At 35.0% G+C, this 24,047-nt stretch carries 21 protein-coding genes; 2 read left to right on the top strand and 19 right to left on the bottom strand.

Going from position 1 to position 24,047, the window contains the following annotated elements; all coding sequences use genetic code 11:
* From ACFQ1K_RS09555 to ACFQ1K_RS09575, 5 genes are all read right to left on the bottom strand, one after another.
* Entirely contained in the window at window positions 1-1,362 is a 1,362-nt protein-coding gene (locus tag ACFQ1K_RS09555; RefSeq protein ID WP_320556056.1) for an exonuclease domain-containing protein, read from the bottom strand.
* 8 nt (window positions 1,363-1,370) lie between these two features.
* Window positions 1,371-2,039 carry a YggS family pyridoxal phosphate-dependent enzyme gene (locus tag ACFQ1K_RS09560; RefSeq protein ID WP_320556001.1) on the bottom strand — a complete coding sequence of 223 codons (669 nt, stop codon included), beginning with the start codon at window positions 2,037-2,039 and terminating at the stop codon, window positions 1,371-1,373.
* A complete protein-coding gene (locus ACFQ1K_RS09565) occupies window positions 2,029-3,267 on the bottom strand; it encodes a DUF1015 domain-containing protein (protein WP_320556000.1) in 1,239 nt (412 codons plus the stop codon). Before ACFQ1K_RS09565 ends, ACFQ1K_RS09560 begins: the two co-directional genes overlap by 11 nt.
* 69 nt (window positions 3,268-3,336) lie before the next feature.
* Window positions 3,337-4,227 (bottom strand): 3-hydroxybutyryl-CoA dehydrogenase, encoded by an 891-nt coding sequence (locus tag ACFQ1K_RS09570; protein WP_320555999.1) that lies wholly within the window; start codon window positions 4,225-4,227, stop codon window positions 3,337-3,339.
* Between the two features lie 118 nt (window positions 4,228-4,345).
* A complete protein-coding gene (locus ACFQ1K_RS09575; protein WP_320555998.1) occupies window positions 4,346-5,305 on the bottom strand; it encodes a Gfo/Idh/MocA family protein in 960 nt (319 codons plus the stop codon).
* A gap of 143 nt (window positions 5,306-5,448) precedes the next feature.
* Between ACFQ1K_RS09575 and ACFQ1K_RS09580 the strand changes: the two genes are divergently transcribed.
* Window positions 5,449-6,090 carry a protein-L-isoaspartate(D-aspartate) O-methyltransferase gene (locus ACFQ1K_RS09580; protein WP_320555997.1) on the top strand — a complete coding sequence of 214 codons (642 nt, stop codon included), beginning with the start codon at window positions 5,449-5,451 and terminating at the stop codon, window positions 6,088-6,090.
* Here the strand turns inward: ACFQ1K_RS09580 and ACFQ1K_RS09585 are convergent.
* From ACFQ1K_RS09585 to smpB, 4 genes are all read right to left on the bottom strand, one after another.
* Window positions 6,087-7,931, bottom strand: a complete 1,845-nt coding sequence (locus ACFQ1K_RS09585) for a Xaa-Pro dipeptidyl-peptidase (protein WP_320555996.1) — start codon at window positions 7,929-7,931, stop codon at window positions 6,087-6,089. The genes ACFQ1K_RS09580 and ACFQ1K_RS09585 overlap by 4 nt on opposite strands.
* A gap of 31 nt (window positions 7,932-7,962) precedes the next feature.
* A complete protein-coding gene (locus ACFQ1K_RS09590; RefSeq protein WP_320555995.1) occupies window positions 7,963-8,484 on the bottom strand; it encodes a hypothetical protein in 522 nt (173 codons plus the stop codon).
* Between the two features lie 85 nt (window positions 8,485-8,569).
* Window positions 8,570-11,032, bottom strand: a complete 2,463-nt coding sequence (locus tag ACFQ1K_RS09595; protein ID WP_320555994.1) for a DUF5686 and carboxypeptidase regulatory-like domain-containing protein — start codon at window positions 11,030-11,032, stop codon at window positions 8,570-8,572.
* Window positions 11,033-11,148: 116 nt separating this feature from the next.
* Complete coding sequence (gene smpB / locus ACFQ1K_RS09600) at window positions 11,149-11,607, bottom strand: SsrA-binding protein SmpB (protein ID WP_320555993.1); 459 nt, start codon at window positions 11,605-11,607, stop codon at window positions 11,149-11,151.
* A gap of 110 nt (window positions 11,608-11,717) precedes the next feature.
* Between smpB and ACFQ1K_RS09605 the strand changes: the two genes are divergently transcribed.
* Entirely contained in the window at window positions 11,718-12,473 is a 756-nt protein-coding gene (locus tag ACFQ1K_RS09605) for a DUF6503 family protein (protein ID WP_320555992.1), read from the top strand.
* 55 nt (window positions 12,474-12,528) lie between these two features.
* On the opposite strand, the gene ACFQ1K_RS09610 is transcribed toward ACFQ1K_RS09605, so the two are convergent.
* From ACFQ1K_RS09610 to clpB, 10 genes are all read right to left on the bottom strand, one after another.
* The gene (locus ACFQ1K_RS09610) at window positions 12,529-13,305 is read right to left on the bottom strand and encodes an SDR family oxidoreductase (protein ID WP_320555991.1); all 777 of its coding nucleotides are present in this window, start codon (window positions 13,303-13,305) and stop codon (window positions 12,529-12,531) included.
* Window positions 13,306-13,335: 30 nt separating this feature from the next.
* Window positions 13,336-14,628: an ATP-binding protein gene (locus ACFQ1K_RS09615; protein WP_320555990.1), complete on the bottom strand. Its 1,293-nt coding sequence runs from the start codon at window positions 14,626-14,628 to the stop codon at window positions 13,336-13,338.
* A 41-nt stretch (window positions 14,629-14,669) separates the two neighbouring features.
* Window positions 14,670-15,902 (bottom strand): glycosyltransferase family 2 protein, encoded by a 1,233-nt coding sequence (locus ACFQ1K_RS09620; protein ID WP_320555989.1) that lies wholly within the window; start codon window positions 15,900-15,902, stop codon window positions 14,670-14,672.
* Between the two features lie 9 nt (window positions 15,903-15,911).
* Window positions 15,912-16,730 (bottom strand): SMP-30/gluconolactonase/LRE family protein, encoded by an 819-nt coding sequence (locus tag ACFQ1K_RS09625; protein ID WP_320555988.1) that lies wholly within the window; start codon window positions 16,728-16,730, stop codon window positions 15,912-15,914.
* A gap of 10 nt (window positions 16,731-16,740) precedes the next feature.
* Window positions 16,741-17,487 (bottom strand): SDR family NAD(P)-dependent oxidoreductase, encoded by a 747-nt coding sequence (locus tag ACFQ1K_RS09630; protein WP_320555987.1) that lies wholly within the window; start codon window positions 17,485-17,487, stop codon window positions 16,741-16,743.
* Between the two features lie 142 nt (window positions 17,488-17,629).
* Window positions 17,630-18,520 carry a histidine phosphatase family protein gene (locus tag ACFQ1K_RS09635; RefSeq protein ID WP_320555986.1) on the bottom strand — a complete coding sequence of 297 codons (891 nt, stop codon included), beginning with the start codon at window positions 18,518-18,520 and terminating at the stop codon, window positions 17,630-17,632.
* Window positions 18,521-18,597: 77 nt separating this feature from the next.
* Entirely contained in the window at window positions 18,598-19,296 is a 699-nt protein-coding gene (deoD, locus tag ACFQ1K_RS09640) for a purine-nucleoside phosphorylase (protein WP_320555985.1), read from the bottom strand.
* A 27-nt stretch (window positions 19,297-19,323) separates the two neighbouring features.
* Complete coding sequence (gene deoC, locus ACFQ1K_RS09645) at window positions 19,324-19,986, bottom strand: deoxyribose-phosphate aldolase (RefSeq protein ID WP_320555984.1); 663 nt, start codon at window positions 19,984-19,986, stop codon at window positions 19,324-19,326.
* A gap of 404 nt (window positions 19,987-20,390) precedes the next feature.
* A complete protein-coding gene (locus tag ACFQ1K_RS09650) occupies window positions 20,391-21,254 on the bottom strand; it encodes a TraB/GumN family protein (protein WP_320555983.1) in 864 nt (287 codons plus the stop codon).
* Between the two features lie 167 nt (window positions 21,255-21,421).
* Window positions 21,422-24,028 (bottom strand): ATP-dependent chaperone ClpB, encoded by a 2,607-nt coding sequence (gene clpB, locus ACFQ1K_RS09655; protein ID WP_320555982.1) that lies wholly within the window; start codon window positions 24,026-24,028, stop codon window positions 21,422-21,424.
* Window positions 24,029-24,047 lie beyond the last annotated feature (19 nt).

Consider the following 24,047-nt stretch of genomic DNA (forward strand, 5'->3'; position numbering starts at 1 on the left):
TTATAATTGAATAATTTTAAGATGTTTATTTCTTCGCATATAACTTTGGATAATATGCTGTGTGTCTCTGTTGTTTTGCATGGGTGTAATCAAAGACTCTAGAATATCCCTATTATTTATTTGATGATTTAAATCAAAAAAGCCAAGCCCTCTAAATACGCCATCTTTAATTAATAGAACACTCTTTTCATGTATGTCTCTTCCTCTGTCAATTAGGATCATATCCTTATTTTCATAGCTATTTTTTTCTATAACTACACTGGCGCGTTTATTATAAGCTTCGGGAATCTCCTTTTTTATGCAAGCACCAAAACAGTCTTCAATACCATAATTAAAACAGCTAGATTCCGTTTTTTCTAAACCACAAAGTTTTGTGCATAGGTCGTAGGACTCAACCATTTTATTCATAAAGGAAATACCGCTTTTCCTATTGGTAAAGGTTGTAATTGGTTTTTTGTCCTTTTTTATGGATTCAATGCGTAGGTTTATGTAACCGTTACTGTCTATAAAACTATAAAGTCCTTGTGTAAATAAATTTCGTTTTAAAGCTCTATTCAAAAGTGGTTTGTTGGTTTTTATCTCTTCACTTTCTTTTAATAGCGCTACGAGTTCACTCCCAGTTTTTTCATAAGTAACTGCGGCTACTTTAACTTGTATTTTTTTAGATTTCGAATTCTTATTTGTAAAGTGTTGGGTTATTCGCTTTCTTATGTTATTGCTCTTTCCTATATAAATAATATTGCCATCGGCATCATGGATATAATATACTCCAGTTTCACTTGGTAATTCTTCGATAATTTCCTTAAGATTGGGAGCTAACTTGGATTTTTGCTCCACCTTAACGGCTTGCTTGATGATTTTTTTATCAGAATCCTTGTTCAATAACATTTTGAACAACTTCACTGTTGCTAAGGCATCTCCATTTGCTCTGTGTCTGTCGCTCACAGGAATTCCTAAAGCCCGTGTTAGCTTTCCCAAACTGTAAGATTCCATATTAGGTATGAGCTGTTGAGACAATTCAACGGTACACAGGGTTTTACGTTTGAAAGGAAATCCTAAACGTCTAAATTCCGTTTTAAGGATGCGGTAATCAAATTCCGAATTGTGAGCAACAATAATGCAATCTTCAGTGATTTCTACTATACGCTTAGCCACCTCGTAGAACTTTGGTGCATTTTTAAGCATATTGGAGTTAATGCCTGTAAGGTTAACCACAAAGGGTTGTATTTCACGTTCAGGATTGATGAGAGAAATGAATTGGTCTGTCACTTTATGACCATCAAAACGATAGATGGCAATTTCTGTAATACCTTCTTCATTATACTTGCCACCAGTGGTTTCTATGTCTAGGATTGCGTAAATAGCTTGTCTTATTGATAAATTCTGGCACCAAAGATACTACTTCCTACGCGTATCATATTACTTCCGCAATCTATAGCAAGTTTGTAGTCTCCGCTCATACCCATAGATAAAATCTCCAATTGGTAATTTGATGCTTGCTGTTTTTTTAAGTCGTCAAAAGTAGATTTTAAAAATTTGAATTCGCTTTCAACCTGTTTCATGTCATCCGTAAAAGTTGCCATTCCCATAAGACCAGCAATTTTGATGTGTTTTAATTCTGAAAACTCATCCGATTGAAGTAGGGTATGAGCTTCTTTGGTAGAAATGCCAAACTTACTTTCTTCTTCAGCAATTTTTATTTGAAGTAAGCAATCAATAACTCTATCGTGTTTTTTAGCCTGTTTATTAATTTCTTTGAGTAGTTTAAGGCTATCTACACCATGGATTAAACTTACAAATTCAGCCATGTATTTTACTTTATTACGCTGTACATGACCTATCATGTGCCATTGAATATCCTTTGGCATTTGATCATGTTTTTCAACCATTTCCTGGATTTTGTTCTCGCCAAAAATACGTTGACCTGCATCATAGGCCTCCATCAAATCACTGACAGGTTTAGTTTTTGAAACAGCTACTAATGTGACGTGTTCTGGTATTGTTGATTTTATATGCTGAAGATTATCTTTAATACTCATAAATAGTTACTCCGCTTCTTAGTTTTGGTAAAATATAGGTACTTTTTGGTGGCATAGTTAGGCCTTCATCTGCGATTTCTTTCATTTGTTGCACCGTTGCTGGGCACATCCCAAAGCCTACTTTAAATTTACCACTATCCACACTGTTTTTTATAGTAATCATTTCATGTCTGCCATGTACGTACTCAATTCTATTATCATTACGTAAGTCGTGTATGCCCAATATAGGTTCTAGAATGGTTTTGTAAAGTAGTTGTGCATCAAGCTTATCCAGAGCTGTTTCAAAATTGTAAATTGTTTTTCTAAGGTATAGTGAATAAAATTCACCATCCAAATACATGCTAAAATGATGCGGTTTAGATGGACTGTAAGGGGTAATGCCTCTGTTTTCAATTCTGAATATGGTATCTAATTTTATTAAAAACTCTTCTTTCGTGAGTCCATTAAGATCTTTGACCAAACGACTAAACTCTTGTATCACCAAATCAGATTCTGGTATAAGATATGACATGAAAAAGTTGTAGGACTCAGAGCCATTATGGTTTTTGTTTTTCTCTTTTTCGTCTTGGTATAACAGGTATGATGAAGCTGATCGGTGGTGACCATCTGCAATATAGATGGTTTCCATATTACTAAATTCTTGTTGAATTTTAGCAATGGTTTCTTCATTATCTATTTTCCACAAGTAATGCGTATCCCTATATGTCATCGTAAACTCAAATTCAGCATAGCCTTTTTGGGTTTCTTTGATTATTTCCGTAATCACAGAATTATCCGGATACGTTAGCAATACAGGTTCTGCATTAAATCCTACGGTTTGCAAATAGGTCTTAAACGTCTGCTCACGTTTTGCAATAGTATCTTCGTGCTTTTTTATAATGTCCTTTTCATAATCTTGTGCACTCGTGGCAGCAATAATGCCATTGAATTCCTGGTTGTGTCTGTTTACAATTTTATAAACATATATTGATGGTTTATCATCAGTAATGAAAACACCGTCTTCTTTAAATTCTTCATAACGATTTTTTACCAATTGGTAACGTTCCTTACCTGTAACTTCCTGATCATACTTATAACCAGGGTTAACAATATGGAGAAAACTATACGGATTGTAATGCATTCGCGATTCACGTTCATCAATGGTATAACTTTGGTAAGAACGCGCAGCCACAAGGCCCACAATAGCTCTTGTTGGTCTAACTGCCTTAAACGGAATTATTTTCGCCATGATTTAATTTTCAATCGTCGGTTTCAATCTTGTTTATTAATATGATTGTAAATGGAAAGCTCGCACTATCTATTTTGAAAATTGAGAAGCAATTTTTTCAGCTTTACGACTTTCAGAATAATCATAAAATCCTTCTCCAGATTTTACTCCTAATTTGCCTGCTTGTACCATATTTACTAGCAACGGACAAGGCGCATATTTGGGATTTTTGAATCCATCGTACATCACATTTAAGATAGACAAACAAACGTCTAGACCAATAAAGTCTGCTAATTGTAATGGACCCATTGGATGAGCCATTCCTAATTTCATTACAGTATCAATTTCTACTACACCTGCTACACCATTATACAACGTTTCTATGGACTCGTTTATCATTGGCATTAAAATACGATTGGCTACAAAACCAGGATAATCATTAACTTCAGTTGGTACTTTACCCAACGTTTTAGACAATTCCATAATCGTATGGGTAACCTCGTCACTGGTGTTATACCCACGGATAATTTCTACCAACTTCATAATTGGTACTGGATTCATAAAATGCATCCCAATAACCATATCTGGTCTAGAAGTAGCTGCTGCTATTTGTGTAATTGAAATTGATGAGGTATTCGTGGCTAAAATGGTATCCTCAGGACAGGCTTCGTCCAGCTGTTTGAAAATCTTTAGTTTTAAATCGACATTTTCAGTAGCTGCTTCTACCACGAGACTAGCATACTCAACACCTTCCTCAATATTGGTAAATGTTGTAATGTTGTTTAAGGTTGCTGTTTTATCGTCCTCAGAAATTTTTTCCTTAGCGACCATCCGATCCAAATTCTTGGAAATGGTATCCATTCCTTTTTTTAGTGATGCTTCACTAATATCAATAAGTTGTACTTTAAATCCTGACTGCGCAAAAGTGTGGGCTATTCCGTTTCCCATAGTTCCTGCTCCTATAACTGCTACGTTTTTCATTTAGAATGTATTTTTATGCCAGCTATTATTTTGAAGGACTGGCTATCTGTTTGTGGTTTATTTTAAAATATAAATTGAATAATAGTTGGTTGACTTGTCTTTTGTAATGCCTTTGAATTTAAAACTGATTAATAATCATTGTGGCAATGCGTAAGGCTTCTGTACCATCATGAAGGGTAACAATCGGTTTTGTGTTGTTGTTTATGGCATCTGCAAAAGTTTCAAGCTCGTCTAAAATGGCATTATTACCCTCAATCTCTGGATTATCAAAATAGATTTGCTTTTTCACTCCTTCGGCGTTTTGTAATATCATATCAAAATCACCAGGTTGTTCTGGGGCATCTTTCATTTTTACGACTTCACACTTTTTTTCTAAGAAATCTACTGAGATATAAGCGTCTTTCTGGAAAAAGCGTGTTTTACGCATGTTTTTTAATGAAATGCGACTAGCCGTTAGGTTTGCAACACAACCATTTTTAAATTCAATACGCGCATTGGCAATATCTGGAGTTTCACTTACAACAGATACTCCGCTGGCCGAAATATGTTTTACAGGTGATTGTACAACACTTAGAATAATATCGATATCATGAATCATTAAGTCTAAAACTACAGGAACATCTGTGCCGCGAGGATTAAACTCAGCCAAACGATGAGTCTCAATAAACATCGGATTTTCAATTTTATCCTTCACTGCAATAAATGCAGGATTGAAGCGCTCCACATGGCCAACTTGTCCTTTAACACCGTGTTCTGCTACTAAAGATCTAATAGTTTCGGCTTCTTCAACGGTATTGGTGATTGGTTTCTCAATAAAAATATGTTTCCCTTTTTTAATCGCTTGTTTAGCACATTCATAATGCGAAAGAGTAGGAGTTACAATATCTACAACATCTACAGCCTCGATTAATGCTTCTATTGAATCAAAATAGGTGTAGCCAAACTCGTCCACTACACGCTTAGCATTTTCCGAATCGGCATCATAAAAACCTACCAACTCATATTTTTCAGATTGATTGAGTAGTCTTAAATGTATTTTGCCTAGGTGGCCAGCACCTAAAACACCAGCTTTTAGCATGTTTTTCTGTTTTTTTCAAAAATAACTGATTTGAACGACATTTTTCAAAAAGAAAATCTAAAAAAATGAGAATTCAATAATTGAAAATTGACATTGCTTTTTGCTTTTGTTTGATTTAATTTAGCCTCAAACTAAACTAGGATTTGAAAGATACATTTAAGCACAAAGGGATGCGTCAGCAATTGGTTGAAACCATTGTTAAAAAAGGCATAAAAGATAAAGCAGTTTTGGAGGCTATTGGTAAAATTCCTAGACATTTATTCATGGACTCTGGTTTTCTTGATCATGCTTATGTAGATAAGGCATTTCCTATTGCCGCAGATCAAACGATTTCTCAACCTTATACTGTTGCTTTTCAAACGGAATTATTACAAATAAAACCTGGTGATAAAGTTTTAGAAATAGGGACTGGTAGTGGCTACCAATGTGCAGTTTTAATAGAACTTGGAGCCAAGGTTTATAGTATAGAGCGACAACAAGAACTGTTTAAAAAGACGTCTAAATTTTTACCTAAAATTGGTTACAGGGCCAAAAAAATAATTTTTGGTGATGGCTATAAAGGTTTACCAAAAGAGGCTCCTTTTGATAGTATTATTGTTACAGCGGGTGCGCCATTTGTACCTAAACCATTATTAAGTCAATTGGCCATTGGCGGCAGATTGGTAATTCCAGTTGGTGATGACGTGCAAATAATGACCGTTTTTATAAGAAAAGGGCCAAAAGAATTTGAGAAACACGAATTTGGAGAATTTCGGTTTGTTCCTTTATTAGAGGATAAAAACTAATTCACAAATTTTCTATATGCTTCTTCACCGTTTACAATAGGTAATGTTAGTGTTGTTTTATCCAACTCAATTGTTAGCTGTGTTCCTGGTTTTGGATGTAATGTAAACTCCTGATCACTTGAAAAAATCATCAGTCCAATTTGTTGACCGGCTTTTATGATTTGATCATCTGGTTGTAAATCGAAATTGACTGTATATGGCCGCCCTGGTACTAAATCTTCTTCGTTAGTCAAGGATTTATAATTTTTAGGATCTGCCCATCCACGCGTTATTATATTCTCTGTAATTTTTGAAGCGTTGTTGTCCCATGGTAATGATACCAGCCAAACACTTAGGTTAGCAGCTGCTTTATTACTTGATAACGTAATGCTTACCTTTGGTACTCCAGAAATATGAATATCATTCTTTAATTTTGGAGTGACGTAAAGTAACCTATGCTCAGAACTTTTGGCTTTAGCCAGATCAGCACCAGAAAATGAAACATCATCAGTAAGAGTTTCACCCATTTCATTTACATCTTCATCAATTGTTAAACCACCAATTGTATTGCCTCCAGCCGTAAGGTGCAAAACTACATCTTGAGCATTTGGATTTGGATAATCCTTATAAACGGTAGGGTTTTTAGGATCATCATACTCTCTAACGATAAAAGCTTTATTTTCTTCTTTATCTACTCCGTTATCTACTCCGTGAAGATATTTAGTAAACCACTTATTCATCATAGAAATTGGTGGTGGACCTCCATGACCATTTTGATGATAATAAATCTGTGCTGGAAGACCTTTCTCCTTAGCAGCTTTGTAAATTCTATAACTATGCTCTGGCATTACATTCCAATCGTTAAAACCATGTGACATGAGTAGTGCTGCTTTCATATTGTCCATTTGGTTGAGGTAGTCACGAGCTGCCCACCAATCGTTATAATCTCCAGACTGACGATCCATATTGTTCATCATGTCTGTATCGCGCACAGTTTTATTATTATAAGCACGTTTATCTTCATCTCCGCTATGAATAAAATCATAAAGGACATCAATATCTTCACCTAAGTAACCGCCAGGTGAGCGCACTAAACCGTTAGAACGGTAATAGTGATAATAGGATGTGTTTGGTGCAATAGGAATAATAACTTCTAAACCCTCAACACCTGTAGTCGCTGCAGCCAAAGGTAAAGTGCCATTGTAAGATGTTCCTGTCATCCCAACTTTTCCAGTAGACCAATAGGCTTTTACTTCTTTTTTACCATCACGTTCCGTAAAGCCTTTTGCTCTGCCACATAACCAATCAATAACTGCTTTTGGTCCTAAGGATTCATTAGGTCCTCCAACAGTTGGGGCACCATCAGAATAGCCTGTACCTGGTGAAGATGAGTGTACCACAATATAACCACGAGGCACCCACTTTTTAATATGAGAATTTGAAATCATTGGTCTTGGTGCTGCACGTCTTTTTACTTCTGGATGTATGCGTTCTTTTGATTTTCCATCGAGTTCTCTTTCTACATCCCACATAATTCCTGGTACATCTCCAGCAACACCGGCAAAATAAGGACTTGTAATATAGATGATAGGTAATTTTAAGTCTTCGGTATCGGTTTGTTCTGGTCTGGTTACGGATACATGCATTCTATCTAAATCACCATCACCATCAGTATCAAATTCAGTTTCTACCCATAAATCGTGATGTATCCATTTGTTAGGATTGTTAAAGGCTTCAACAATTTGAGCTTCTCCATCTTTAAATATTGGTGTTGCTTTTTCTGTTGTGTCTTGGGCAAAGCTTTGCAAAGAAAAAGCAATCGCAAGAACTAGGATAAAATTGAATTTGAGTGTTTTTAGCATGGTGTTGTTTTTACTTTTGATAAAAATAAGATTAATTCTTTGGCAAATAATCTTCAGGAATAGGATTTTCTTCGGTTTCCTGCATCCAATAGATATTAATAATCCACCAACGTTCTCCATCATTCAGTAACTGAATACTATTGATTCCTCTCATAAAGGGTTGTTCATCGTCCTTATTTTTAAAGGATTCATACGTGCTAAACACTTGTGTGATATTGCCAAACGTTTGTACTTCTCTGTTAATTTCAACCTCATGGAATCCGTTTTCTACTAACCATTTTCCGGAACTGTTTATGTAGTCATCAGGTGTCATGTAGCGCGCAATTTGCTTACCTTCTTTATCTTTTCCTGTTGGAATTAACTTTGCATTTTTGTGAAACAAATACTTAAACAAATCCCAATCACGCTCAAAACCTCTATCGCCAGAAATGACGGAGTATAAGGTTTCAATAGTGCTGTCTAGCGAAGCTACATTTTTGCTGTAGTCTTTGGTTTCTTCTTGGGCAATAATGCTCAAGGTAAAGACGGTGAATAATAAGAGTAAATTCTTCATGTTTAATAATATTAATTTTGTAGTGCGAACAGCTTTCAACTCATATTTACCTAGTCTAATGTGCATTACTGAGAGTACTGTGAATTTAAAAGAATTTCAAACCAAACAAAAAAGCATCTCCCTGAAATCCTCCTTGGTACGAGCGAATATAATCAAACCTTAAGAAACGCCATTTTCCCCAACCAATATTATCAATACCAATGGTAAATTCTTGGTAAGGTTTGTTATCTGGTGTCGATAAGTTATGGGCGCCAAGGATAAGATTGAAATTCAGTTTATTTAAACCAGGTATTTTCCCCAGAATAAAGCCGTTGAAATCATGCTCGGCATGCATTTCTAAATAGCTATCGTTAGTACTTAAGTCATAATAGCCTAAGTTGTTAAATACATTGGTGTAATTTCCTTGTCTGCTTACATTAATTTGGTTACCGTTAAAATGTTGGTAATCCATAAAGGCAATATCATCTGCATTGAAAAATTTACCTGCTCTAAGGTTATATCTAAAGCGCCCTTTATCTGCAATATTGAAACTTTGATACAGCCTAGCCTTAATTTGGTCAAAATTATAATCTTCAACGGTTGCGCCAAGACCTTTTTCATAACTCAACACTAAGGTTGGATATTTATCGGATGAGATATTGAATTTACTATCAGGGTAACTTAGGTACTTTTGTCCAAAATTGATTTGCCCTGTTAGATTAAATTTAACAATATTATGCTCCTCAAAAGGCGCATCTGTACTGGTAGGATCAATTGGGTTGTTGGTTAGATATTCTTTATCCGCTCTTGGATAAAACGCTTGGTCTGTAGTATTAAAGAGTGCTGTTCTGTTTTCATAGGACACATTAGAGTACACTCTAAAACCATTAAATAATTCTTCGGAATAATTGAGTTGTACATAACGACGTTCATAGAGCTTCATATAATTTTCTTCAAAAAATAAAGAAGCAATGGTATTGCCAATTGGTGTTATAGGGTTGGAGCCGTTAAATTGTTCTGCTCTCACACCACCAGATAACGTTAAAAACCGTCTATTGATATTATTGAATTTGCAAGTTAGTGACGCTGTAGCTCGAAGTCGGTCATCTGAAAACCCATATTGAATACTGGCATTGGCATTAAAATAACGTCTAAATTCGTCGAGTTGCTTTGTGTAAAAAAGGTTAAGTTGAGTTGTAAACCCTTGTACGGTATTAAACTGAACTCCACTAATTGGAATATCGAAACCTAAACTGTATTTCTTGTAAGAGTTTTTATAAGTGTAGCCTAATACATCTCCTAATTTGAATTTGTTTTCTGCCCGATCTACTGAATCCAAATAGGTTATAGACTCACGAACGGTCTGGATACTATCTTTTTTCACATAATCCGTGCGTTCTTCCTCAGTAAGTGGAACAGGCCGAATTTGTTTCCAAAATATTGAATCTTTTTTATTGGCCTGGTTTTCAAAAGACACAATTTCTGCACCAAAATCTTTTGAACTAAGATTAGTATTAAACTCGTAATTACTGTAGACTGCTGTAAAACGACCATCTCCTTTAATTCCAAAAATACCATATTTAAAGTCTATACTCTGTGATATTAAAGCCCAAAGACTATCGCGCTCTGAATAAGAAAAGCTTTGTTTTAAGGAGATAACATCTGCTGCCGGAATTCTGGCTTGGGTTCCAGTAATGTCTAGTTCAATAGCGTAAAGTGTCCATTGGTCTTCTACAATATAAATTGTTCCTGCAAATACTGGATCATTTTCGCGCTTTGGAATCACATTGATTTTGTTAATGAGGTTTCCACGATCATCATAAAAAATACCTTCTAACTTATAGCGGTAATAACTAAAGGCATTATTTGCGATAGGAGAGACGATTTCGTTGCCAAAGCTTACTGTATTGTTGTAAAAATTATAATCCACGTCCTGAGCATTGTTGAAGCTGAAACCATTATCATCTCCGCTAACTTTTGAGGCCGTAATTTTTTCTTTAAGCTGGTCTGGTCTTAGGTATTGAATTTTTGAAATAGTTTCGGATAAATAGATAATACCACTTCTGGTAGAGTCTAAACCTCCGCCTAGGTCACCAATTTCTTGACCTAAAATTTTTTCTGGTGCATCTTTAATTCGGATTAATCCACGAGAATAAAAGTCGGCTTTAAAGGATTGAATTTTTTCAAGATTTTCCTTCCGTTTAGCTATGGTTTGTCTAATGATTGCATTAGCTGGATTTTCTTCAGATTCTAAAAGCACTTCGCTTAAGGAAACCGATTCTTCTTCTAAAATGATATCTATATTGAACGGAAAAGTAGTAATGTTTACTGTTTTCTTTACAGTCTTGTAGCCCAAGTAGGTATAGACCAAAGTATATGATTTTTTTTCAATGACAGAAAGCTCATAATAACCATCATTATTGCTTGTTGTTCCCTTGTATGTGTTTTCAACAAGAATATTTACAAAAGGGAGTGGTTCTCCTTTAGTATTGGTAATTGTACCTGTAATTTGAGCAGAAGAAAAATAAAATAAGGAAATGAAAGCGAGGCAAAGTAGTTTTTTTACCATAGTGTATTGATTGATGGTTTATATTTATGTAGACGTATTTCTATGACGAATAGTTGCCTACAAAGTTTCAAACATAGACTAAAATCTTAATGCTTAAAGTTATAGCAATCCTAAAATTATCGGAAACTTTTCTTAATACGGTCTAATTGACGCTTATTATCTCGGTCTTTAATGGTTTCGCGCTTGTCATAAAGTTTTTTACCTTTTCCTAAAGCTATTTCTAACTTTGCCAGGCCTTTATCATTTATAAACAAACGCAGTGGAATAATAGCATTTCCTTTAATATTAACTTCCTTCTCAAGCTTTTTGAGTTCGCGCTTATTTAGTAATAGTTTGCGCTGAGCTTTAGGCTTGTGATTGTAGTAGTTGCCAAAGGCATACTCTTCAATAGTCATATTGATGACAAAAAGTTCACCACGATCATTAAACTCGCAAAAACTTTCGGCAATAGAGGCTTTACTGGCTCGTATAGATTTTATTTCGGTGCCAGTTAAAACAATTCCAGCCGTGTACTTGTCTAGTATCTCGTACTGAAACTTGGCTTTTTTGTTAAGTATGTTTACCTTTTTCTGCATGGTTGTCAAAGATAGTAAGAAAGTAACAAGTACAAAGTACAAAAGCATGAAGAGTCTTTTATTGTAAACTATTATTTAGTTTTACGACTTTGATTATCTAAATACCTAACATGAAATATTTATACTTGATTCTTTTTGGATTAATGCTCTTTAATTGTAAAGAGGAAAGAAAACCAGTCAGCCTTTCGGCAGATGAAATTATTACCAAATCTATCGAGAAAGCAGGAGGTAAGATTTTTGATAATTCTGTGATTCGTTTCAATTTTAGAGACAAATACTATGTGGCAAGACGAGATAATGGGCAATTTTCCTTAATACGGATGTTTAAAGTTGGTAACGATTCAGTTTTTGATTTGCTAACCAATAGCAATTTTGACCGTTTCATAAATAATAGTCGAGTTATTTTAGAAGATAGTTTAAAAGCAAAATTTTCTGCCTCGGTAAATTCAGTACATTATTTTTCAGTCTTACCATACGGATTAAATGCTGAGGCTGTTAATAAAACGCTGTTAGGGGAAGAATCGATTAAAGGTAAAGATTATTATAAAATAAAAGTCACATTTAATCCTGAAGGTGGAGGTGAAGATTACGAGGATGTTTTTGTGTATTGGATTGATAAAGAAGACTTTAATGTGGATTATTTAGCGTATTCCTATAATGAGGAAGACGGTGTTGGTATGCGTTTTAGAGAAGCTCACAACGAACGTTATATAAGAGGTCTACGTTTTGTAGATTACAATAATTATAAAACCGATGCTGGATCTATTGAATTATTTGATTTAGGAAAGACTTTTGACAAAAACGGATTGAAACTATTGTCTAAAATAGAGTTAGAGACTATTGAAGTAGAACTATTAAACCAATAAAAAAGGTACTTCTGAACTAACAGAAATACCTCTTCTATATAATGCTTTGTATTGTTTATCGACCTAAATAACCTCCATCTACAGGAATAATGGTTCCTGTGACGTAATCACTAGCGGGAGACGCCAAGAATACGGTTAATCCTTTTAAATCTTCACCAGTTCCCCACCGTTTCATAGGTACACGCATAAATACCTCTTCAGTACGTTTTTTGTCATTTATTAAAGCGGTATTTAATTGGGTATCCATGTAACCAGGAGCTATAGCGTTTACACAAATTCCCTTTGCAGCCAAATCATTAGATAATGCTTTAGTCAACTGACCAACACCACCTTTTGATGCGGCGTAAGCCGGAATGGTAATTCCACCTAAAAAGCTCATTAACGAGGCCACATTGATAATTTTACCACCATTATTATTATCTAACATGGTGTTGGCGGCGTATTTGCAATAGTAAAAAACGGCATCTAAGTTAATAGCGATAACTTTACTCCATTCTTCCTCGGGAAATTGTTCACTTGGATAACGTCTTTGAATACCTGCAGAATTAACTAAAATATCTAGTTTACCTCCTAGAATTTCTAAGGCTTTTTTATAAGAGTTCTGTATTTCCTTAATATTACTAATATCGGCTTTTACAGCCTCAACATCAAAATGGCGCTGTTTGAGCTGGGTGCAAATGTCATACATTCTGTCGTCGATATCTATAATTACAACTTGTGCACCTGCTTCTGCTAATGCTTCTACCATGGCTTTTCCAAGGTCACCAGCACCTCCGACAACAATAGCCTTTTTATTGTCTAATTTAAATTGATCTAAAATACTAACATTCATTTTTTGATTTATGGGTTAGGGTTGTTATTGTTAATGATGACTATAGTCATCTGTGTTCCATAATTTCGTCCATTCTAGTACCATATCGTTACCATTTTCATCTCTTACATTCAATATGTTTTGAATATCTAAAATGGTTTGGTTTGTGTCTGCCACGGAGTCTGTAACCGTGTATATTCTGTAAAGTACTTGTCTTTCTGTACCTACCATGGCTGGTGCTACTTCATCACCTTCTTTAAATCGCTCGACAACGAAGATGACGTTCTTATGATTTTTAATTTTTTCTAAACCTTCTATCGAAGCGATTTTACCAGCTTTTAAAAGTACCCAAATGGAGCATGCTTTTTTGCCTCTAAGCATGTAGTCATTTTGTTCTGAAAAATTATCGTCACCAAACTTACCTGTAAGAGCGAAGTTTATTAACATTTTTCGATGATCGAAACCATTTATATGAGCCAAAGGAATATGTGGGGCTTCACCTTGTAATCTAAAACCAGGATCATAGCTGTAAAATTCTCCATCCTTGACAAAAAATTGGACATTTAAAACACCGTTTTTAACTCCAGTAGCTTTAAATAATTCACATAATTTTGGATGAACTGACTTAACGAATCTACTTGTGTACTTCGAAGGATACAAAGTTGCCAACCCTATTGGACTCGAATTTCCTTGAATTCTGGTTAATGTCCTATCGTACACAGCTGATAAATATGGTATACCATCTTTAAAGGTGTAATAAGCAGCCATGTCGTGACAGCTAGCATCCATATATTTTTCTACCAAGACTATCCCTTTCTTTGAGAATTTCAGGACATTTTGTACGGTTTGGTTATAGTCTTCTTCATCCCTGCAGATTTTCATTCCAACGCCTCCACCACTATCTACTGGTTTTACCATTAATGGAAGATCTACGTTTTTTGGTTTTCTAATAGGTTCGTCTTTTTTAAGATAGATGCCTGGAATATCCTGAACATCAAATTCTTCACAATAACGCTTATAGCCATCCTTACTACAAAAGGCTTCAATAGTACCATCTGTAGCATAACAAGGTAATCCAAGTCTTTCACATATCTCTTTATATGGCTTAACCAAAATATCAGCAACACCAACAAGCACGGCATCTACATGTCTTTCTTTAGCAACATTAACAATACCATCAATATCAAAGCCATCAATATCATAGGTCTCATCTGCGAATTTTTTGGCGGGAGCATCTGGGTTTGGATCGATAACGATTGTATGCAATCCCATGTTATTGGCAAATTCTACCAAAACACCGGTTTCTGGATTACCGCCAAGTATAATAATTTTCTTCTTCTTCATTGTTGTTGGTTTTAAGGATTTTAAATTTTATGGTGAGGGAATTATTTTTTATTAAATATAAAATTGTTATCAAAGCCTATATCTGTGATAAGCTTTTTGATTTTATCTTCTGCAGTATTAATTTTAACAATCTTGGATTGGTCTATGCCCATCAATTCTAATTCCTCCTTTAAGGACTTGTGAGTTGAAGGATTAATAGTGGCGATTATCAAATAATCAAATTCACTATTATAAATACTACTTATTGGGTTAACCGTATTGTCTCCAATTTTTAAATCGTGATAATCGACGTCTATCCATTTGATGATTTTAAAGTAACCTGTCTTTAAATTGGTGGATAGAATATGTTGCCCAAAGGATCCTGAACTATAGACAACCACCTTAGAGCCTTTTTCAGTCTTTAAAAATGGATTAAACCAAGTGTCTCTTTGTTCATTGTATATAAGTCCACCAGATCTTACCAAAATTTGAGAATAGAGATAATAGGTAATCTGAGTATTTAGGTTGTCCTCATCTAAAACAGTATTCAGTTTCGATTTTAGAAAATTCATCAAAAGTCCTAGTCTGTAATATTCTATTTTAGGATTTTCAATAGACTTTACTATAGAATCGTGTCGCTGACGATAATAATAGAGTGGAATTTTACTAATAACCACTCTCTTTGAAAGTGCTAAGTATGAATAAGTAATAGCCGCATCTTCGCCCATAACAATATCATTAGGAACGTCGTATAAAACTTTTTCTAAGAGTTCTCTTTTGAATAGCTTATTCCATACATAGGTAGACATACCATGCTCACAAAACTCACCGTTATAAATGGCTTTAGTTAAAATTTCAGATTTTATTTTGGCTTCATCATAAAAGCCTGGATTTTTTGGTTTTATGGTTTCGATTTTACCATCAAACTCCCTGAAATGTCCAGTTACAGATAAATCCGCATCATTGGCTATAGCCAATTTGTATAAAGTATCTAGATAAAAATGATCTACCCAGTCGTCACCATCTACATAAGCAATATGGGTTCCTGAGGCCGCTTCTAAACCAGCTTTTCTTGCGGATAGTAAACCACCATTAGGTTTGTGTATGACTTTAATCCTACTATCGGTTTTTGCGTAATCGTCACATATTTGGGGACATTTATCAGGACTGCCATCATCTACAAGTATTAATTCAAAGTCATTAAAAGATTGCTCCAGAAGACTTTCAATACATTTGCCTAAGTACTTTTCTATACCATAAATAGGGACAATAACACTTATTTTTATAGAGTTCATACTTATATCTTAATTTATTTTAACATGAAATAATCCACTGCCATTTTTATGGCCAAACGCCTCATCATTCTTTGCTGTTGTGATATATAGGTTTGATTTGTCATCAAAGCAGCACGATGTTACATTGGAAAATGGAAGATTTATTTCATTAATTTTTTTTCCTGTTAAAGGATTCCATTGCGAAACACAAGAGCCTCCCCATTCTGCAATCCACAACATGTCATCCTTGTCAATACACATGCCATCTGGGCTACCATTTCCTTTAAATTCTATAACATTGTTTACAAACTCAACATGACCTGTTTTAAGGTCATAGCTATATTTGGCTACTTTATTAGTCGGAGTGTCAATAAAATACAGTGATTTATTATCTGCTGTAAAAGCCAATCCATTTGAAATAGTGGTGTTTTTAATGATTATTTTAGATGTCTGGTTGTGGTATGAGTAGACATTACCGATACCATTAACAACTTCCGGATAACCCATTGTACCAATAATATATCTTCCCGCAGCATCTTCTATACCGTCATTGTAACGTACGTTACTAGCAATATCTATTTGAAATTTGAATGTCGCTTTCAATGTCTTGAAATCTATTTCATAAAATCCGTTTTTAGAGGCGGCCAGTACCACTTTGTCAGAAACCAGATAAATGTTACTTGTAGGTGAATCTAACTTTACGCTTAAAATTTCTTTGGTATTAGGGTTAAAGCAATACACCAAGTTATCCAAGATTGAAACAAAATATAGGAGTTGATGTTTTGAATCGAAAATAGGGCCTTCAAAAAGTTCAGCAGATTGGGAGAAAAAGACTAGGGTTTTTGTCATTGGATACTACTTAAATAAATTCGCCTCCAGTTATTCTCATAATTGATCCTGTTGTCATTGCAGAATCATCCGAGATAAAATACATCACCGCTGGTAGTGGATCATAAGGTGTAAGCATTCTGCCCATTGGTATTATAGTACTGGCATCACTTTTCAATTGTGCTTCACTAATACCTTCTTGCTCACGCAATTTAAGCTCTCCCTCTGTGCTGGTCCAACCCATGACTAAGTAATTGGATCTAATACCATATTTTGCATAATGGTGTGCAATATGAGTAGAAAGTGTATATAATGTTCCTTTGGTTAGGGCATAGGCGGTACGGTCTTCCTGACCATAATCCATATGTGCAGAACCAAAGAATAAAATAGAACCACCTTTTTGTTCTACCATGGATTTAAGTACATGCTTGATTAGGAAATATGGTGCTTTAAGATTGACATTGAAGACCTTATCGTAAGTATCTTCATCGGTATCAATTAAAGAAGCAACTGGCGTAATACCAGCATATAGAATAAGTGCATCAATTTTTTTGAATCGTGTTATGGTTTCTTTATAATAATCCTCAATACCGTCAATAGAATTAAGATCAATTTTATGAAAATATAGTTTGTCTTTCTTGCCCGAAGACTCAATAATTTTTGAGGCCACTTCAGCATCCCTACCACAAAAGGCAACGTTATATCCTTTTTCTAAACTGGCCTTAAGTATTTCTTTTCCAACACCTTTAGTGCCACCTAAAATCATTACTGTTTTCATAAGTAGTTATCTCAACCCGATCAAATTAATGTTCTCAAAACTAGTTATTTATTTTTAGAAATGAATTCTTTTATCTGTGTATTGATACTATTTACGGTAAATAGGTAAAATGCAAAAATTATGGGTTAAATAGTGGTGATTTTCAATCAATTTTTAAAAGTATAGAGGTTTTGGTGTCCTCATTTATGGTAACAATATAAAGGTTGGCATTATTACTTTCATCAATTTGATTATATTTTTTACTACCCAGCAAACTATTGGCAAGCATAGGTGTGGTATTGCTATGGCCAACTATTAAAACCGTTTTCCCTTCTGTTTCTTTCAAAAACTCTTGAAGATTCATACTTCTAGGGTCGTAAAAGGTGATATCTAAATTATTGGATTTAGCTGTTGGCTCGGCAGTTTCAATTGTTCTGTGGTAATTGGTAGAGTATACCATGTCGAATTCTACATCGCCCAAAACGTTAGACCAGTTCTCGGCTCTTTTTAAACCTTCCTTAGTAAGATGAGGATTTTTATCTGCTTTATTGGATTGATCTTTTTCCGCATGCCTTATTAAATAGTAGGTTGTTACTACCGTATCACGTTTATAATCTTTCTGAAAAGGCCCTTCCCAAATCACTTGTTCAATCATCCATTTACCATCATCTTTTGAGAGTAAAACATAGTCAATTCCCCATACGGCTGTTACTTTTGCAGAAGCAATATGATTGCCAATATCTAAGACCTCAACTTCTCTAATCTTGTTTTCATCACGGGTTCTGCCTTCATCTTTCATGTTTTGTACAAAGCGCATGGCTTTATCATAGCTCATGAAGTCATAATAATCATATTTGCTTGTTTCTTTATTTTTCCAATAACCAAATTTATTGAGTCGAGGTTTTATTGCAGCTTTTAACTTAACCGTATCACCCTTATAGAAGGCATCGATATAATTATTCAAGGTAATTTCAATTTGGTCTTTATCAGAGCTTTCTTGAGCTACTGCGTTAATTGATATCAATAATAATAAGGTAATAAATAAATATTTCATTTTTTTGAAAGTTGATTAGTTAAACCTCTTAAATAGGCTAGAAAATGATTTTATTAATAAAGGTAAGTTAAAATAGCTTAAGCCAATTCTAAAGCAATTTCAATCATCTGTCTAAAGGTAGTCTCACGTTCTTTACTGGTGGTCTTTTCACCGGTAACCAAAGAATCAGAAATAGTCAAAATAGCAAGTGCATTTACATTGTGTTTTGCTGCAACTGTATAAAGACCTGCAGCTTCCATTTCTACGCAAAGCACACCAAATTTAGACCATTTTTTGTAGGATTCTATATTGTCTTCATAAAATTCATCCGAGGATAAAACATTACCAGCATGGATAGGAATATTCTTAGCTTCAGCGGATTTGACAGCTTTTAGGAATAGACCAAAATCTGCAGTAGGTGCATAATCTGCGCCTCCAAAGCGCAGTTCATTCACTCCTGAAGTTGATGAGGCGGCCATGGCTAAAACGACATCCCTGATTTTAACGTGTTTTTGATATGAACCTGCACTACCAACCCTGATTAAGTTTTTTACACCAAAGTCTTTGATGAGTTCATTGGCATAGATTGAAATACTTGGAATCCCCATGCCTGAACCCATTGTGGATACCTTTTTTCCCTTGTAAGTTCCGGTATATCCATACATACCTCTAACTTCGTTAAAGCAAACTGGGTTTTCAAAAAATGTTTCGGCAATCCATTTTGCTCTTAGTGGATCTCCAGGTAATAAAATTGTTTCTGCTATATCGCCTTTTTTGGCATCAATGTGTACACTCATGCCACAAAGTTAATCAAAGCATTTAAATTAGTAAGATGCATTTGATATTTGATTGGTCATCATGGCCACACCAGATGATGCTCCAATTCTATGGACGCCTACTTCGATATATTTTAGAGCAGTTTCGGCATCCCTTATACCACCAGACGCTTTTATCTTTAACTGGTCCTTTACGGTTTTCTTCATTATCTTTACGGCTGTAAGCGTTGCTCCGCTTTTAGAAAAGCCAGTGGATGTTTTTACAAAATCGGCTTTAGCGTCGATACAAATTTCACAAGCTTTCACGATTTCATTTTTTGAAAGTTCACTTATTTCTAAAATAACCTTTAAAGGAGTAAGACCAATGGCACGTTTCACGTCAGTGATATCTTTAAGTACAGCAACATAGTTTTTACTTTTAAGGCGACCAATATTCATGACCATATCAATTTCTGAAGCACCTTGTTCTATGGCTTTTTTAGCTTCAAATATCTTAGCTTCTGTAGACATTGCACCAAGTGGAAAGCCAACTACAGTGCATACCTTCACATCAGATCTACCCAATGCTTGTTTGGCAATAGGGACATAACAACTGTTCACACAAACAGAATAAAAATTATATTTTAAAGCTTCTTCACAAAGATTAAGAATGTCAGCTTCTGTGGCGCTTGGGCTTAGGAGTGTATGGTCTATATATCTGTTTAATTCCATTTTTTATAGTAAGTTTTTGCAATAATGACACTATAGCAATTCCCGTTAAATATTGAGGGATTACTAGACAAGCTTAATAGTTTCTTAAGTACTGTTGGAATTAAATAGCTCGACAAAATTAGTAATAAATCCGTTAAAATGCATTATTTGAATAAAAATTAATTGTGCATTTCATCGAAAAGTTCATCCTTAAACTCTAAATAGTTAAAAAAGAATGCGTTGAATATTAGGTAAAGTTTTTAGCCAACTTTGATCAATAAATATAGGTGTAATTTCTGTTATGGCTGGTCAATTATAGTATAAGCAGACATTAATCCTGTAGTAATAAGTCCAGTAATTGGCATTAAATTTTAAAAATATCTTTTCGGAAATAAAAAATAGCCTTTTTCAAAAGGCTATTTTTTTTAATCTATTACAGCCGTAACTGTATAACCTATATTTCTTAGAAGTTGAATAACCCCATTTTCTCCTGGCAGATGTCCCGCACCAACACCAAAGAATGTTGGTTGTTCTTTGACATATTCATCAATTTTAGAAATCCAATTTTTATTGCGCTGCTCTAAAAGTATATCTTGGTGTTTTGACATTGTACTATAAGTATCATCATTCATAATATCGATTAGCGCATTAATGTCTTCATCTTTATAAATTTTTAGCATTTTAGAAAAGATGGCTTTATCTTTTTCTAAGTTGCCTTTGGCCATACGGACCAAATCCTTGTATTGATCTTCTAGTGGTATATCGTCAAAAATATTTATTTGTTCTTCAATTGTTTCTAGACCAAGGATTTCTTCGTTTTCCTCTGATGCTATTTTGGTTAGCTCTAATTCAAAGGATTGCATTGGGCAATCTATCATTTTAGGATAAAACATAGAGCTAAGAAAGAAGGGTTTTACGTTTTCTAATAGTTTTACGGACATGCCCATATTATTTATAAAAAGGGAGTCAATCGATTTGTATTCCTCTTCAGTCACAAAGTCTTTGAGGGTTTTACCATCCTTAAGATACATGCCTTGCATCATTTTACTTTGCATGTTTGGGTCGTCCATATCAAGCTCCATTACAATTTGAGTGGTTTCATTCAAAGCTTTTTTTACATCATCCTCTAGTGTGGCGTCACAGGTGATATGAATGGTTCCAAATAGGTAAGAAGGTTTTTCTAAACCATTACCTTCTATTTTCCACAAGGTTGAATCTTCCAGTTCTTGGGCAGTCACCGAGAAAACAGATATTGAAATTAAGATAATTAGTGATAAAATTCTTTTCATTCTAAAGCGATTTATAGTTTATCTGTTTGTAGCCATAAGATGTTAATTGTTACAAAAAAGGAAAGCAACACATCAAACTACCGATAGCGATTCGGCTTGTAATCCGTGCTGCTTTAACCAACCAATCATTATAAAGACTATTTACATGCCATATTGTTACAGTCTGTTTATAACTCTTCTACTACTAAGTCACCTTGATTTCTAAAGACTAACTGCCCATCAAACTCATCGAGTAGAATTATACTATCTGTAGTCACTTTACCGGCAAGAATTTCTTTACTTAATTGATTTAAAACTTCTTTTTGTATGACTCGCTTTACAGGTCTTGCGCCATATTCTGGATTGTAACCTTTTTCGGCTAAATAGGCTTTTGCCTCTGGTGTGGCATCAAAGGTTATACCTTGTTTGGCAATCATTTTTGTAACACCCTTTAACTGAAGATCTACAATATCTATAATATTTTCCTTTGTTAATGGTGTAAACATTATAGTATCATCAATACGGTTTAAGAACTCTGGTCTTATACTTTGTTTCAATAACGCTAAAACATCAACTTTGGCAGCTTCCATGGCTGACGCAACATCCTTAGTAGCTTCAAAACGTTCTTGAATAATATGGCTTCCCATATTAGAAGTCATTATGATAATCGTATTCTTGAAGTCTGCCACACGACCTTTGTTATCGGTTAAACGACCTTCATCCAATACTTGCAATAAAATATTGAAGGTATCTGGATGTGCTTTTTCAATCTCATCTAACAATACGACTGAATAAGGTTTACGTCTAACAGCTTCGGTTAATTGTCCGCCTTCGTCGTAACCTACGTACCCTGGAGGTGCACCGACCAATCTACTCACGGCATGGCGTTCTTGATATTCACTCATATCAATACGCGTCATGGCATTTTCATCATCAAACAGATACTCTGCCAAGGCTTTTGCCAATTCGGTCTTACCAACACCTGTTGTACCTAGGAATAAGAAGGTTCCTATAGGTTTTTGCGGGTTTTGTAAACCTGCTCTAGAACGACGTACCGCATCACTTACAGCTTCAATAGCTTCCTCTTGGCCAACCACACGTTTGTGTAATTCGTCCTCTAGTTTCAATAATTTCTCACGCTCACTTTGAATCATCTTGGTTACAGGAATACCGGTCCACTTGGCAACAACATCGGCAATATCTTCATAAGTAACTTCCTCTTTAATCAGGGCATTGTCTTGCTGTTCTGCTAATTGTTTTTGATACTTTTCAAGTTGTTCATTAGCTTCTTTTATTTTACCATAGCGGATTTCGGCAACCTTACCATAGTCTCCTTCACGCTCGGCGCGCTCAGCTTCCAATTTATAGTTTTCAATTTCCTGTTTTATATTCTGAACGTTTTCAACTGTTTCTTTTTCAGATTTCCATTTGGCATTAAGCTCATTTCGCTCTTCCTTAAGATTAGCCAATTCTGCTTTTAAAGCTTTTAATTTGGTTTCATCTTTTTCGCGCTTAAGTGCTTCGTGCTCAATTTCTAACTGCATAATTTTACGATCCAAAACATCCAATTCCTCTGGTTTAGAGTTGATTTCCATACGCAATTTCGAAGCAGCTTCGTCCATTAGGTCAATTGCCTTATCCGGTAAGAAACGATTGGTAATGTAACGGTTAGACAATTCAACCGCACCAATAATGGCTTCATCTTTAATACGTACTTTGTGGTGTGCTTCGTATTTTTCCTTAATACCTCGAAGGATAGAAATAGCACTTTCGGTATCAGGCTCATTGACTGTTACCTTTTGGAAACGACGTTCTAAGGCTTTGTCTTGTTCAAAATACTTTTGGTACTCATCTAAAGTGGTTGCACCAATAGCTCTTAGCTCACCACGTGCTAAAGCAGGTTTTAAAATATTGGCAGCATCCATTGCACCTTGGCCACCACCTGCACCAACAAGCGTGTGGATTTCGTCAATAAATAATACAATATCGCCTTCGCTTGTAGTAACTTCCTTGATGACTGCTTTTAAGCGCTCCTCGAACTCACCTTTGTATTTAGCACCAGCAATTAGGGCACCCATATCCAGCGCAAAGATTTGTTTGTTTTTTAGATTTTCAGGAACATCACCATCAATGATTCTGTGTGCTAAACCTTCTGCAATGGCTGTTTTACCCGTACCAGGTTCACCTACCAAAATCGGATTGTTTTTGGTACGACGTGAAAGAATCTGTAGGATTCTACGAATTTCTTCATCACGACCAATAACTGGGTCTAGTTTCCCATCGCGCGCCAATTGGTTGAGGTTTTTGGCATACTTGTTCAATGCGTTGTAGGTTTCTTCCTGACTTTGAGACGTTACACGGTCTCCTTTGCGAAGTTCCTCTATAGCAGCGTTGAGTCCTTTTTCAGTAACACCTTGATCCTTTAAAATCTGAGCAATTTTACTGCCCGATTTAAATATAGCCAGGATTAAGTGTTCAATAGAAACAAAGTCATCATTCATTTTCTTGGCAATGATAGAGGCTTCGTTTAAAGCTTTATTGGCTTCGCGCGAAAGCATCAGATTGCCACCAGAAACTTTAGGAAAACTTTGTAGTTCTTTATCTAATATTTGTTGTAGTAATGCGACGTTAACATTCAACTTTTTAAGAATAAACGGCAATACATTTTCGTCCACCTCAAAAAGGGCTTTAAAAATGTGTTCATTCTCAATTTGTTGATTGCCATAGCCTTGAGCAAGCTGTTGTGCCTGCTGTATCGCTTCTTGCGATTTTATGGTATAATTATTAAAGTTCATCTTTTTATTTTTTAATCTT

Source organism: Winogradskyella aquimaris, from assembly GCF_042676105.1.
In the GTDB taxonomy this organism is placed as follows: domain Bacteria; phylum Bacteroidota; class Bacteroidia; order Flavobacteriales; family Flavobacteriaceae; genus Winogradskyella; species Winogradskyella aquimaris.